Here is a 12,983-nt window from a genome sequence, read left to right on the forward strand (position 1 = left end):
CGTAGGCGGACGCGGAGCACACGACCGCCCCGGGGCGGCGACGCGCCACCATGGTCCGGCGACCGGGACCAGGAGCACGGCGCCGCGCACCTCACCGATCCCGACGCCGTGCGTGCGGGCCACGTCCGCAGCGAGCGCTCGACGGTCGTCCGCCGCCGTTCGTCGGTGCAGCGCCCTGGCGCGGTCCGCCTCGCGCGCCGCGAGGGCGCGGTGCGCCTCGGGGAACAGGTGCGCGACGGCGTCACGCAGCGCGGGCACGTCGTCCAGCGCCGCGAACGCGGGCGGTGAACCGACGGCGTCCCGCGCCACGGACCGCGCGCGGACCCAGCCGAGGAACGCGTCCTCCCCCGCCGGCGGCTCCTGCGTCCGGCCGACGGCCTCGAACGCGAGGGCGGCGCGCCACCAGGCGATCCACCGCGACGCCGCGGCGTCGCGCTCGTCCGCGGGGACCAGTGCCGACCGGTCGGGCGGTCCCGGCTCGCTGCGCGGCGGCGCGTCGTCGGCCGAGACGGCGAGCGCGAGCGCGTCGCGGACCCAGAGCAGCAGGCCGAGGTCTCCGTCGTCCGACACCGACAGTCGCCACGACGGCCGCCCCTCGAACCGCACCGGAGTCCCCTCGTTCGCGTCGGCCGACCGGCGTCAGCCGCCGGAGACGCTCAGCTCGGCCTCGCGCAGCCGCTCCTCGTGGTCCGCGTCGAGCTCGCGCGAGTCGAGCCAGCCGTACGGCAGGTGCGGCGTCTTGGGCGACCCGGCGCGACCGCGCTGCCCCTCGGCGGCCTCGCCGGGGTAGGGCGCGTCCTGGTCGAGGTCGTCGAGGAGAGCGCGCAGCTCGGCGAGCGTCGAGACCATCGCGAGCGCGCGGCGCGCGTCGCCGCCCACGGCGTAGCCCTTGAGGTACCAGGCCATGTGCTTGCGCAGGTCGCGCATGCCCTTGCCCTCGTCGCCGTCGAAGTAGTCGATCATGAGCTCGCCGTGACGGTAGATCGTGTCGGCCACCTCGCGCAGCCCGGGGCGCACGCGCTCGGGACGGCCCGCGAACGCGGCGGCGAGGTCGGCGAACAGCCAGGGACGACCCTGGCAGCCGCGGCCGACGACGACCCCGTCGCAGCCCGTCTCCTGCACCATGCGGACCGCGTCCTCGGCGGACCAGATGTCGCCGTTGCCGAGCACCGGCACGCTCGTCACGGCCTCCTTGAGGCGGGCGATCGCGGTCCAGTCCGCGGTGCCGGAGTAGTGCTCGGCGGCGGTGCGGGCGTGCAGCGCGACGGCCGCGACGCCCAGGCCCTCGGCGATCCGGCCGGCCTCGAGGTAGGTGAGGTGGTCGTCGTCGATGCCCTTGCGCATCTTCACGGTGACCGGCACGCCGTAGGGGCGCGCCGCTTCGACGGCGCCTCGCACGATCGCCGTGAACAGGTCCCGCTTCCAGGGCAGGGCCGCTCCCCCGCCCTTGCGCGTCACCTTGGGCACGGGGCAGCCGAAGTTGAGGTCGACATGGTCGGCGCGGTCCTCGGCGACGATGATGCGCACCGCCTCGCGCACGGTCGCCGGGTCGACGCCGTACACCTGCGCGGAGCGCGGCGTCTCGTCCGCACCGAACGTCACGATGCGCAGCGCCTCGGTGTTGCGCTCGACGAGCGCACGGCTCGTCACCATCTCGGCCACGTAGAGACCGGGGTCGTCGCCGCCGCTCGCGCCGGCATCGCGGCACAGCGTGCGGAAGGCGCGGTTCGTGACGCCCGCCATCGGGGCGAGCACAACCGGGGTGTCGACGACGATCGGACCGATCCGCAGGGGTGCGAGCAGCCGCCCGGCACCGGCGGGAGCGGTGCCGGCGACCGTGTCGGGCGTCGTGCTGAGTGCGGGGGCGGGAGCAGTCACGCGCTCCATTGTCCCATCCGGTCGGCGCTCCCCCGCGAGGGTCTCTGAACGCGCGAGTGGTCGCGACCCGTGTGACGGTGGGAAGGTCCGGCGATCCAGGCCGGACCCGGACGAAAGGGACGACATGCCTCTCTGGCTCATCCTGGTCATCGTCGGCGCCGTGCTGCTCATCCTCGGTGTCGCTATCAAGGCCGCATGGATCCTCATCTGGATCGGCATCATCGTGCTGGTCGTGAGCCTCGTGGTCGGCCTGCTCAACCGGGCGAAGGGGGCGGCCCGCTAGCGCGAGGCCGCAGGGGGCGACGCGTCCCGGACGACGCGACGGAGGGGCGGGACCGCAAGGTCCCGCCCCTCCTGCGTGCCCGGCGCGCGGACTCCCCGCGCGGCCGGTCGGACGGTCAGGCGCCGAGCAGGTGCCCGGCGAGGTACTCGGTGACCTTGTCGAGCGCCACGCGCTCCTGGGCCATCGAGTCGCGGTGCCGGATCGTCACGGCCTGGTCGTCGAGCGTGTCGAAGTCGACGGTGATGCAGAACGGCGTGCCGATCTCGTCCTGACGGCGGTACCGGCGGCCGATGGCGCCGGCGTCGTCGAAGTCGACGTTCCAGTACTTGCGGAGCTCCGTCGCGAGATCCTTCGCCTTGGGCGAGAGCTGCTCGTTGCGGCTCAGCGGGAGCACGGCGGCCTTGACCGGCGCGAGGCGGTGGTCGAGGCGCAGGACGGTGCGCGTGTCCACGCCGCCCTTCGCGTTCGGCGCCTCGTCCTCGGTGTACGCCTCGACGAGGAACGCCATGAGCGAGCGCGTGAGGCCGGCCGCCGGCTCGATGACGTAGGGGACCCAGCGCTCGTTCTTGGTCTGGTCGAAGTACGACAGGTCCTTGCCCGAGTGCTCGGCGTGGGTCTTGAGGTCGAAGTCCGTGCGGTTCGCGATGCCCTCGAGCTCGCCCCACTCCGAGCCGGAGAAGCCGAAGCGGTACTCGATGTCGACCGTGCGGGTCGAGTAGTGCGAGAGCTTCTCCTGCGGGTGCTCGTACAGGCGCAGGTTGTCGCGCGCGATGCCGAGGTCGACGTACCAGTCGGTGCGCGTGTCGATCCAGTACTGGTGCCACTCGGCGTCCGTGCCGGGCTCGACGAAGAACTCCATCTCCATCTGCTCGAACTCGCGCGTGCGGAAGATGAAGTTTCCCGGCGTGATCTCGTTGCGGAACGACTTGCCGATCTGGCCGATGCCGAACGGGGGCTTCTTGCGGCTCGCGCCCATGACGTTGGCGAAGTTCACGAAGATGCCCTGCGCCGTCTCGGGACGCAGGTAGTGCAGACCGGACTCGTCCTCGACGGGGCCGAGGTAGGTCTTGAGCATCATGTTGAAGTCGCGCGGCTCGGTCCACTGGCCGCGCGTGCCGCAGTTGGGGCACACGATCTCGGCGAGGCCGCCCTCGGGCGCGCGGCCCTTCTTCTCCTCGAACTCCTCGATCATCTGGTCCTCACGGAACCGCTTGTGGCAGTGCAGGCACTCCGTGAGCGGGTCGGTGAAGACGCCGACGTGGCCCGAGGCCACCCACACCTGGCGCGGGAGGATGACGGACGAGTCGAGGCCGACGACGTCGTCGCGGCTGGTGACCATGGCGCGCCACCACTGCTTCTTGATGTTCTCCTTGAGCTCGGTGCCGAGCGGCCCGTAGTCCCAGGCGGAGCGGGTACCGCCGTAGATCTCGCCCGAGGGGAAGACGAACCCACGCCGCTTGGCGAGGGAGACGACGGCGTCGAGACGGGCGGTGGGTGAGGGCGCTGCGGCCACGGACATCACTCCTGGTGCTCACGGCCCCGCACGTGGCTCGTGGGGGCTGGACGGGTGGGCGGCGCCCGCACGGGCGCCGACCGACCAGCGTACCCGGCCCGTGACCGGCCTCACCGGGATCGGTTTTGACATTCATTCTCAAGAAGGCGGACACTGGTGGTCATGCATCGCTCCCCCGCTCGGCGCCGTCGCGCCCTCGCCACCACCGCCGCCCTCGCCACGGCCGCGCTCGTCGCGGCGTGCTCCCCCGGCGACTCCCCCGGCGCCGGCGGCAGCGACGACGGGCGCCTCCAGGTGCTCGCGTCGTTCTACCCGCTCCAGTACGTCGTCGAGCAGGTCGGCGGCGAGCACGTCGACGTCTCCAACCTCACCCCGCCCGCGGCCGAGCCGCACGACCTCGAGCTCGCGCCCGCCCAGGTGCGTGCGATCGGCGACGCCGACCTCGTCGTCTACCTCTCCGGCTTCCAGCCCGCCGTCGACGAGGGGATCGAGCAGCGCGCCCCGGAGCACGTCGTCGACGCCGCCGAGTCGGCGGGGCTCGAGGAGCACCCCGGCGGCGAGGGCGAGCACGCCGACGAGACCGCGGAGGAGCACGCCGAGCACGCGGACGAGTCCGGCGACGGCCACGACCACGGCGCGACCGACCCGCACTTCTGGCTCGACCCGACGCGCCTCGCCGCCGTCGGCGACGCCGTCGCCGACGAGCTCTCCGTGATCGACCCCGACCACGCGGACGACTACGCCGCCGGAGCCGCCGCCCTCACCACCGACCTCGACGACCTCGACACCGAGCTCGCCGAGGCGCTCGCGCCGTGCTCGGGGGCGACGCTCGTGACGTCGCACGAGGCGTTCGGGTACCTGGCGGAGCGCTACGACCTGCACCAGGTGGGCGTCTCGGGCATCGACCCCGAGGCCGAGCCGTCGCCCGCGCGCCTGCGCGAGGTCGGCGAGATCGTCCGCGAGAACGGCGTGACCACGATCTTCTTCGAGACGCTCGTGAGCCCCAAGGTGACCCAGACGCTCGCCGACGACCTCGGCGTGCAGACCGCCCTCCTCGACCCGATCGAGAGCCTCGCGGAGGGTGCGACGGACTACCGTGAGGTCATGGAGTCCAACCTCGAGGCGCTCACCTCCGGCCTCGCCTGCTCATGACGGGCGCGGCGGAGCTCGTCGCCGCGCGCGACGTCCACGTGACCCTCGGCGAGAGCGAGATCCTGCGCGGGATCGACCTGACCGTCGGCGCCGGCGAGGTCGTCGCGGTCCTCGGTGCCAACGGGTCGGGCAAGTCGACGCTCGTGCGGGCGCTCGTCGGGATCGTCCCGCTGTCCCGCGGCTCCGTCGACCTGTTCGGCGCACCGCTCGGTCCTCGCCTGCCCTGGCAACGTCTGGGCTACGTGCCGCAGCGCGTCGCCGCGCCGTCGGGCATGCCGTCCACGGCGTCCGAGGTCGTCGCCTCCGGGCTCCTCGGCGGCGGCCGGCTCCGGCTCCCCCGCGGCTGGCGTGCGCGCACGGTCGAGGCGCTCGACCTCGTCGGGCTCGCCGACCGCGCGGACGACTCCACCGCCGAGCTGTCGGGCGGCCAGCAGCAGCGCGTGCTCATCGCGCGCGCCCTGGTCCGCCGGCCCGACCTCCTCGTCCTCGACGAGCCCGTCGCCGGCGTGGACAAGCCCAGCCAGGAGGCGTTCGCCGCGACCATGACGCGGCTCGTCGGCGACGGGCTCACGGTGCTCGTCGTCCTCCACGAGCTCGGCGCGCTCGCCCCGCTCATCGAGCGCGCCGTCGTGCTGCGGCACGGCCGCGTCGTGCACGACGGCGCCCCGCCCCGCGCGTCGTCGACCCACGCGGGCGCCACGCACCAGCACCTCCACCCGCACGAGCCCGCGGACACCGACAACCGCACGGCCGGTCCGGAGACGGGCCTCACCGACACCCTGAACCCCGACCTCGCCGCGGGTCACGCACCCAGGACGGCCTCATGACCACGCTGTTCTCCGAGATCTCCCTCATGCTCACCGACCCGCTCATGCAGCGCGCCCTCCTCGCCGCGCTCCTGGTCGGCGTCAGCGCGCCCGTGGTGGGCACGTACCTCGTGCAGCGCAAGCTCTCGCTCCTCGGCGACGGCATCGGGCACGTCGCCCTCACCGGCGTCGCGCTCGGGTGGCTCGTCGGGGCCGCGATGGGCGTCGTCCCGAACGACGCGCTCGCGATCCCCGGCGCGGTGGTCGCCGCCGTGCTCGGTGCGGTCGCCATCGAGGTCGTGCGCGAGCGCGGCCGCACGAGCGGCGACCTCGCGCTCGCGCTGCTCTTCTACGGCGGCATCGCGGGCGGCGTCCTGCTCATCGGCCTCGCGGGCGGCTCGTCCGGGAGCCTCATGCAGTACCTCTTCGGCTCCATCTCGACCGTCACGGCGTCGGACCTCGTCCTCACCGTCGTGCTCAGCGCGGTGATCCTGCTCGTCGGGGTCGGGTTGCGCGCCGCGCTGTTCTCCGTGAGCCACGACGAGGAGTTCGCGCGCGCGTCGGGCCTGCCCGTGCGCACGCTCAACATCGCCGTCGCCGTCGTCGCCGCGCTCACCGTGACGGTGTCGATGCGGGTCGTCGGGCTGCTGCTCGTGAGCGCGCTGATGATCGTGCCCGTCGCGGTCGCGCAGCTCGTCACGCGCTCGTTCCGCCGGACGATGCTCGTCGCGTCGGTCGTCGGCGTGGTCGTGTGCGTCGTGGGGCTGTCCTTCACCTACTGGAACAACGTCTCGCCGGGTGCGACCATCGTGGTCCTCGCGATCGCGACCTACCTGCTCGTCGCCGTCCTGCGGCCGCTGTGGGTCCGCCGACGCCCGCGCGTGGCGCGGGACCCGCACCCGGACATCCCCGACGACGTCGAGCTCGACCTCGTACCCTCGGGGGCGTCGAACCGCACACCCGGAGGTGACACGTGCAGCGCATGACCCGGCAGCGCGCCGCCGTCTCGGACGCGCTCGAGGACCTCGACGACTTCCGCAGCGCCCAGCAGCTCCACGAGATCCTGCGCACCCGTGGGGACAACGTGGGGCTCGCGACCGTCTACCGCACGCTCCAGAGCCTCGCGGACGGCGGCGACGTCGACGTGCTGCGCACCGAGGAGGGCGAGAACCTCTACCGCCGGTGCGAGCGCCGCGAGCACCACCACCACCTCGTGTGCCGCACGTGCGGCCGCACGGTCGAGATCGACGGCCCGACCGTCGAGACGTGGGCCAACCAGGTGGGCACGTCGCACGGGTTCGTCGACATCCAGCACACGATCGAGCTGTTCGGCACGTGCGCGGGGTGCGCCCGCGCCTCCGCGCGGGACTGAGCCGTGCCCGACGCGCTGGACGGCGCCCCGTTCGCCGCGCTCTTCGCGTTCTTCTTCGCGATCGCGTTCGTGCGGACGCAGGCGACGTACTGGATCGCGCGGCTGGTCACGACGTGGACGCTCGACCGCACGCGGCCCGTGAAGCCGTGGGTCGCGCGCGTCCACGCCTGGCTGTCCGGACGCTCTGCCGCGCGCGGGATCGAGACCGTCCGCCGCTGGGGCGTCCTCGCCGTCCCCGTGTCCTTCCTCGCGACCGGGACCAAGACCGTCGTGAACGCCGCCGCGGGGGTCGTCCGGATGCCGTTCGGGCGCTACCTCGCCGCGATGACGCTCGGGTGCGCGGTCCACGCGACCATCTACGCGACCGTCGGCTGGGCCGTGTGGACGGCCGCCTTCGCCGCGGCGACCGGGTCGCCGTGGGGCGTCGCGGCCCTGGTCCTGCTGGTCGTCGGCGTGGCCGTCGGGGTGGTCGTCATGGTTCGACGCCGCGCCGCCCGGGAGACCGTCGCTCCGGCGGGTGCGATCGCCGCCCTCGAGGGAGACGGTCTCGTCCTCGACCCCCGCGTCCAGGACACGCAGGACGCGCCGCGCCTCGACCGATGAGATGACGCGCGCCCGACCGTCCGAACGGGCATGACCACGTTCCTCCTGCTTCCCGGCGCCGGCGGCGACCCCGCGTACTGGGACCTGCTCGCGCCCGAGCTCGCCCGGCTCGGTCACCTCCCGGTCCCCGTCGACCTGCCCCAGCACGACGAGGCCTACGGCTGGGCCGACCTCACCGACGTCGCCGTCGAGACCCTGCACCGCGCGGCCGGACCCGCCGAGCGGGACGACCTCGTCGTCGTGGCCCAGTCCATGGGCGCGTACGTGGGCCCGCTCGTGTGCGAGCGCGATCCGGTCCGCCTGCTCGTGCTGCTCAACCCGATGATCCCGCTGCCGGGCGAGTCGGGCGCCGACTGGTGGCGCGCGACGGACCACGCAGCGCGCCGTGCCGCGACGGGCCTCGGGCCGTTCGACCCCGTGGACGACTTCCTCCACGACGTGCCCGAGGCGGTCGCGGCCGCCGTGCAGCGCAGCGACCGGCAGCCGTCCGAACACTCGTTCGCCGAGCCCTGGCCGGCCCGCGCCTGGCCGACAGCGCCCACGGTCGTGCTCCAGGGTGACGACGACCGCCTCTTCCCCGTGGCCTTCCAGCGCGCCGTCGCGCGCGAGCGCCTGGGCGCCGACGTCGAGACGCTGCCCGGCGGGCACCTCGTCGCGCTCAGCCGACCGGTCGAGCTCGCCGCCCGGCTCGACGTGCTCGCCGGCTGACGGACCGGACGTCCCCCGGCGCCTCAGCCGACCGTCGTCGCGGAGCCGTCGGCCGCGCCGACGCAGAACTGGTTGCCCTGCGGGTCCGCGAGCACGGCCCAGCGGTAGCCCGGGACCGTGTGCTCCGCGACGAACGTCGCGCCGTCCGCCACGAGCGCGGCGACGTCCGCCTCGCGGTCGGACGCGCCGAGGTCGAGGTGCAGGCGGTTCTTGCCGGGGGTCGGGTCCTCGACGCGCTGGAAGCCGAGGACGGGTGCGGTCACCCCCTCGGCGGGCACGACCTCGAGGAACCATCCGTCCGACTCGTCGACGACCCGCCCGCCGAGCTGGCGCGCCCACCAGTGCGCGAGCGGTCGCGGGTCGGTGGAGTCGACGGTCACCATGCCGATGCTCAGAGCCATGCCGCGCACGCTACCGGCCGGCGCCCACGGCGTCCCGACGACGACCGGCGCGCCCCGCACGGCGAGCGCACGACGTCAGACCGTGCCGCCCACCGCGTCCACCGCGCCGCCGTAGCGACGGTCGCGCCGCGCGTACTCCTCGACCGCGCGCCACAGCGACCGGCGGTCGACGTCGGGCCACGGCTCGGGGAGGAACACGAGCTCCGCGTAGGCGGCCTGCCAGATCATGAAGTTGGACGTGCGCTGCTCGCCCGAGCTGCGCAGGAAGAGGTCGACGTCCGGCAGGTCGGGCTCGTCGAGGTGCTTCTGGATCGTCCGCTCGGTGACCTTGCCGGGGTCGAGCCGCCCCGCGGCGACCTCGCGCGCGATAGCGGCCGCGGCGTCGGCGATCTCCGCGCGCCCGCCGTAGTTGACGCACATCGTCAGGGTGCAGACGTCGTTCTCCTTCGTCTGCTCCTCCGCGACCTCGAGCTCCTTGATCACCGACGCCCAGAGGCGAGGACGACGCCCTGCCCAGCGCACGCGGACTCCCCACGAGTCCATCTCGTCACGACGTCGCCGGATGACGTCGCGGTTGAAGCCCATGAGGAACCGCACCTCGTCGGGCGAGCGCTTCCAGTTCTCCGTCGAGAACGCGTACGCCGACACGTGCTTGACGCCGATCTCGATCGCCCCCGCGACGACGTCCAGCAGCGCCGCCTCGCCGGCCTCGTGGCCCGCGGTGCGGGGCAGCCCGCGCGCGTTGGCCCAGCGGCCGTTGCCGTCCATGACGACGGCCACGTGGTTCGGCACGAACTGCGCCGGGATCGCCGGGGGCCGCGCACCGCTCGGGTGCGGGAACGGCGCCGCGTAGGTCCGCTTCGCCATCAGGCGTCCGCCCCCGCAACCCGGCGGTCGGCGACGACGCCGACCGGCCCCGCGGGCGAGGCGGCAGACGGGGCGGCGGGCGCGTCCCGCTCGACCATGCGCAGTGATCGCAACGTTCTCTCCAGGTGGTATTGGCTGTAGGCGGCCACGAGGCCGCTCGCTTCCTTGCGGTGCCGCGCGTCCGAGGCGTCGGCAGTCTCCCACTCCCCCGCGAGCAGCGCGGCGAGGAGGGCGAAGGTCTGGGGGGCGGGTGCCGTCGACCCGGGCGGACGACAGCGCGAGCACACCGCGCCCCCCTGCGCGACGGCGAACGCGTGGTGGGGGCCCGGCTCGCCGCACCGTGCGCAGTCCTCGAACGACGGCGCCCAGCCGGCGACGGCGAGCGCGCGCAGGAGGTAGGAGTCCAGCACCAGGCCGGGGGCGTGCGTCTGCTCGGACAGCGCCCGGAGCGCCCCCGCGAGCAGCCAGTACTGCTGCACGGCGGGTTCTCTCTCGTCGGCGACGAGCCGCTCCGCGGTCTCGAGCATCACGGCGCCCGCCGTGTACAGACCGTAGTCCTCGCAGATCCGCCGCGCGTACGGGCCGATCGTCTCCGCCTGCGTCACCGTGTCCAGGGACCGCCCCGCGTAGAGCTGGACGTCGACGACCATGAACGGCTCCAGCCGCGCCCCGAACCGGGACGACGTGCGACGCACGCCCTTGCCGACGGCGCGCACCTTCCCGTGCTCGCGCGTCAGGAGGGTGACGATGCGGTCCGCCTCGCCCAGCTTCTGGGCGCGCAGCACGATCGCGTCGTCTCGGTACAGCACCACGCCCCTATTGTCCGCCATCCCACCCACGCCCCGTGCCGACCCACACCGGGCCCCCGGTCGTGAGATGCGAGAAGGTGCCCCTCCCAGGCTGCCGGCGGGGGCGACTTCTCGCTTTTCGTCAGCACGACGCAGCCCCCGCCCGACGGGTCGGGCGGGGGCTGCGTTGCGTCTCAGGAGGCGGTGCGCTCCGCGCGGTTCACCGCGGACACGATGGCCTTGAGCGAGGCGGTCGTGATCGACGGATCGATCCCGACGCCCCACAGGACGTCGTCGCCCACCTGGCACTCGACGTAGGCGGCGGCGAGCGCGTCGCCGCCCTCGGACAGGGCGTGCTCGGCGTAGTCGAGCACGCGGACGTCGACGCCCACCTGCGCGATCGCGTCGACGAACGCCGCGACCGGGCCGTTACCCGTGCCTTCGAGCGTCAGCTCCTCGCCGCGGTCGAGCACGTCGACGCTCAGGGTGTCCGGACCGTTCTCGCTCGACGACGCGCGCGTGGAGCGCAGCTTGAGCCGACCCCACGGCTCCAGGCCGGAATCGGGCTCGACGGGCAGGTACTCGTCGGAGAAGATCCGCCAGATGTCGTCGCCCGTGACCTCGGTGCCCTGCTGGTCGGTGTGGTGCTGCACCGCCTGGCTGAACTCGATCTGCAGGCGCCGCGGCAGGTCGAGGTGGCGCTCCGACCGCAGCAGGTAGGAGATGCCGCCCTTGCCGGACTGCGAGTTGACGCGGATGACGGCCTCGTAGGAGCGGCCGACGTCCTTGGGGTCGATCGGCAGGTACGGGACGGCCCAGACGAGGTCGTCGACCGCCTTGCCCTCGGCCTCCGCGTGGGCGGCCATCGCGTCGAAGCCCTTCTTGATGGCGTCCTGGTGCGAGCCGGAGAACGCCGTGAAGACGAGGTCGCCGGCGTAGGGGTGACGCTCGGGCACGCCGAGCTGGTTGCAGTACTCGACGGTGCGGCGCACGTGGTCGATGTCGGAGAAGTCGATCTGCGGGTCGATGCCCTGGCTGAACAGATTCATCCCCAGCGTCACGAGGCACACGTTGCCGGTGCGCTCGCCGTTGCCGAACAGGCAGCCCTCGATGCGGTCGGCGCCCGCCTGGTAGCCCAGCTCGGCCGCGGCGACCGCGGTGCCGCGGTCGTTGTGCGGGTGCAGCGACAGGACGACGTTCTCGCGGTGGTTCAGGTGCCGGTTCATCCACTCGATCGAGTCGGCGTAGACGTTGGGCGTCGCCATCTCGACCGTCGCGGGCAGGTTGATGATGACCTTGCGGTCCGGGCGGGGCTCGAAGACGTCGAGCACCTCGTTGCAGATGCGGGCGGCGAACTCGAGCTCGGTCCCCGTGTACGACTCGGGCGAGTACTCGTAGTAGACCGTGGTCTCGGGGACCGTCTCCTCGAACTTCTTGCACAGCCGCGCGCCGTCGACGGCGATCGCGATGATGCCCTCGGGGTCGGAGCGGAACACGACCTCGCGCTGGAGCACAGACGTCGAGTTGTACAGGTGGACGATCGCCTGCTTCGCGCCCTTGATCGCCTCGTAGGTGCGGGCGATGAGGTGCTCGCGCGACTGCGTCAGGACCTGGATGACGACGTCGTCCGGGATGCGGTCCTCCTCGATGAGCATCCGAACGAAGTCGAAGTCGGTCTGCGAGGCAGACGGGAAGCCGACCTCGATCTCCTTGTAGCCCATCTCGACGAGCAGCTCGAACATGCGCAGCTTGCGCTCCGCGTTCATGGGCTCGATGAGGGCCTGGTTGCCGTCGCGCAGGTCCACCGCGCACCAGCGGGGGGCGGTCTCGATGCGCTTGTCGGGCCACGTGCGGTCGGGCACCGACACGTCGATCTGCCGGTGGAACGGCAGGTACTTGTGGATCGGCATGCCCGACGGCTGCTGCGGGTTCGCGTCCGTGGCGGTCGGCGTCGAGGAGGGGGCTGAGGCGTTCATCGTGGGTCCTTCGGGTCGTCTGATGGGTGTCAGCCGGCACACCGACCACCGCGACGAGGGACCGGCTAGAGAGCCTCGCCGCGGCAACGAAGGAGGAGCTGCCGCATCAGGTGCACGACGCCACTGTACTCCTCCGCGGTCCGTGCCCCGCGGACGTCCGTTCCTCGGGCACGTCGCACGCGCGGGCCGCGGAGGTCCGGGGCTCGGCCCCGCCCGTCCCTCTCGCCGGGTGGCACGACGACGCCCGGCCGCCTCCGAGGGAGGGCGACCGGGCGTCGTCGGTCGGTCAGCGGCGCGAGCGCAGCGCGGCGTCGACGGCGGGGTCGCCGAGGTTGCCGAGCCACTCCAGCAGCGCCGGGTACGTGGACGGGTTCGCCGCCACCTGGGGACGCAGGTGCGGCGCGTCCTGGACGATCTGCGCGAGGACCTCGAGCGGCGTGCTCGGGTCGAGCGCCTGGGCGGCCGTGAAGCCCGGGACCTGGGCGGGCGGCGAGTACGACTGCTGCGGCTGCGCCGCGGGCTGCTGCCCGTAGCCACCGCCGTAGCCCTGCTGCGGCTGCTGCTGGTAGCCCGGCTGGGGGTGTCCCTGCTGGCCGTAACCCTGGTAGCCCTGCGCGGGCGACCCGGCGCCGGGCT

The 12,983-nt window shown here is 73.3% G+C and carries 15 protein-coding genes; 8 read left to right on the top strand and 7 right to left on the bottom strand.

The features are described from left to right. Positions 1-108 precede the first annotated feature (108 nt). Entirely contained in the window at positions 109-288 is a 180-nt protein-coding gene (locus ABWU78_RS05925) for a hypothetical protein (RefSeq protein ID WP_439157822.1), read from the top strand. A 351-nt stretch (positions 289-639) separates the two neighbouring features. On the opposite strand, the gene dusB is transcribed toward ABWU78_RS05925, so the two are convergent. Further along, positions 640-1,887, bottom strand: a complete 1,248-nt coding sequence (dusB, locus tag ABWU78_RS05930; protein WP_439157823.1) for a tRNA dihydrouridine synthase DusB — start codon at positions 1,885-1,887, stop codon at positions 640-642. A gap of 115 nt (positions 1,888-2,002) precedes the next feature. Between dusB and ABWU78_RS05935 the strand changes: the two genes are divergently transcribed. Then, complete coding sequence (locus ABWU78_RS05935; protein ID WP_253050286.1) at positions 2,003-2,161, top strand: hypothetical protein; 159 nt, start codon at positions 2,003-2,005, stop codon at positions 2,159-2,161. A 115-nt stretch (positions 2,162-2,276) separates the two neighbouring features. On the opposite strand, the gene ABWU78_RS05940 is transcribed toward ABWU78_RS05935, so the two are convergent. Then, the gene (locus ABWU78_RS05940; protein WP_237843107.1) at positions 2,277-3,674 is read right to left on the bottom strand and encodes a glycine--tRNA ligase; all 1,398 of its coding nucleotides are present in this window, start codon (positions 3,672-3,674) and stop codon (positions 2,277-2,279) included. Positions 3,675-3,836: 162 nt separating this feature from the next. Between ABWU78_RS05940 and ABWU78_RS05945 the strand changes: the two genes are divergently transcribed. Genes ABWU78_RS05945 through ABWU78_RS05970 form a run of 6 tightly spaced genes read left to right on the top strand, consistent with a single transcriptional unit; the run spans position 3,837 to position 8,315 of the window. Further along, complete coding sequence (locus tag ABWU78_RS05945; RefSeq protein WP_439157824.1) at positions 3,837-4,826, top strand: metal ABC transporter substrate-binding protein; 990 nt, start codon at positions 3,837-3,839, stop codon at positions 4,824-4,826. Continuing rightward, positions 4,823-5,653, top strand: a complete 831-nt coding sequence (locus tag ABWU78_RS05950; protein ID WP_439157825.1) for a metal ABC transporter ATP-binding protein — start codon at positions 4,823-4,825, stop codon at positions 5,651-5,653. The genes ABWU78_RS05945 and ABWU78_RS05950 overlap by 4 nt, the downstream gene beginning before the upstream one ends. Continuing rightward, positions 5,650-6,618 carry a metal ABC transporter permease gene (locus tag ABWU78_RS05955; RefSeq protein ID WP_253050292.1) on the top strand — a complete coding sequence of 323 codons (969 nt, stop codon included), beginning with the start codon at positions 5,650-5,652 and terminating at the stop codon, positions 6,616-6,618. The genes ABWU78_RS05950 and ABWU78_RS05955 overlap by 4 nt, the downstream gene beginning before the upstream one ends. Beyond that, entirely contained in the window at positions 6,615-7,004 is a 390-nt protein-coding gene (locus tag ABWU78_RS05960) for a Fur family transcriptional regulator (RefSeq protein ID WP_253050294.1), read from the top strand. The genes ABWU78_RS05955 and ABWU78_RS05960 overlap by 4 nt, the downstream gene beginning before the upstream one ends. A 3-nt stretch (positions 7,005-7,007) precedes the next feature. Further along, positions 7,008-7,607 carry a DedA family protein gene (locus ABWU78_RS05965; protein ID WP_253050297.1) on the top strand — a complete coding sequence of 200 codons (600 nt, stop codon included), beginning with the start codon at positions 7,008-7,010 and terminating at the stop codon, positions 7,605-7,607. A 30-nt stretch (positions 7,608-7,637) separates the two neighbouring features. Beyond that, positions 7,638-8,315, top strand: a complete 678-nt coding sequence (locus ABWU78_RS05970) for an alpha/beta fold hydrolase (protein WP_439157826.1) — start codon at positions 7,638-7,640, stop codon at positions 8,313-8,315. Positions 8,316-8,338: 23 nt separating this feature from the next. On the opposite strand, the gene ABWU78_RS05975 is transcribed toward ABWU78_RS05970, so the two are convergent. The 5 genes from ABWU78_RS05975 to ABWU78_RS05995 form a co-directional block, all read right to left on the bottom strand. Continuing rightward, positions 8,339-8,716, bottom strand: a complete 378-nt coding sequence (locus ABWU78_RS05975) for a VOC family protein (RefSeq protein WP_253050301.1) — start codon at positions 8,714-8,716, stop codon at positions 8,339-8,341. A 75-nt stretch (positions 8,717-8,791) separates the two neighbouring features. Continuing rightward, positions 8,792-9,583, bottom strand: a complete 792-nt coding sequence (locus tag ABWU78_RS05980) for an isoprenyl transferase (RefSeq protein WP_439157827.1) — start codon at positions 9,581-9,583, stop codon at positions 8,792-8,794. Further along, positions 9,583-10,395, bottom strand: a complete 813-nt coding sequence (gene recO, locus ABWU78_RS05985; protein WP_439157828.1) for a DNA repair protein RecO — start codon at positions 10,393-10,395, stop codon at positions 9,583-9,585. The genes ABWU78_RS05980 and recO overlap by 1 nt, the downstream gene beginning before the upstream one ends. Positions 10,396-10,565: 170 nt before the next feature. Continuing rightward, positions 10,566-12,347, bottom strand: a complete 1,782-nt coding sequence (gene leuA, locus ABWU78_RS05990) for a 2-isopropylmalate synthase (RefSeq protein ID WP_439157829.1) — start codon at positions 12,345-12,347, stop codon at positions 10,566-10,568. 286 nt (positions 12,348-12,633) lie between these two features. Further along, positions 12,634-12,983 (bottom strand): hypothetical protein (locus tag ABWU78_RS05995; protein ID WP_439157830.1); only part of this gene is annotated, 350 nt, incomplete at its 5' end.

Origin of the sequence: Cellulosimicrobium sp. CpK407 (assembly GCF_051844275.1) — a bacterium.
In the GTDB taxonomy this organism is placed as follows: Bacteria; Actinomycetota; Actinomycetes; order Actinomycetales; family Cellulomonadaceae; genus Cellulosimicrobium; species Cellulosimicrobium cellulans_G.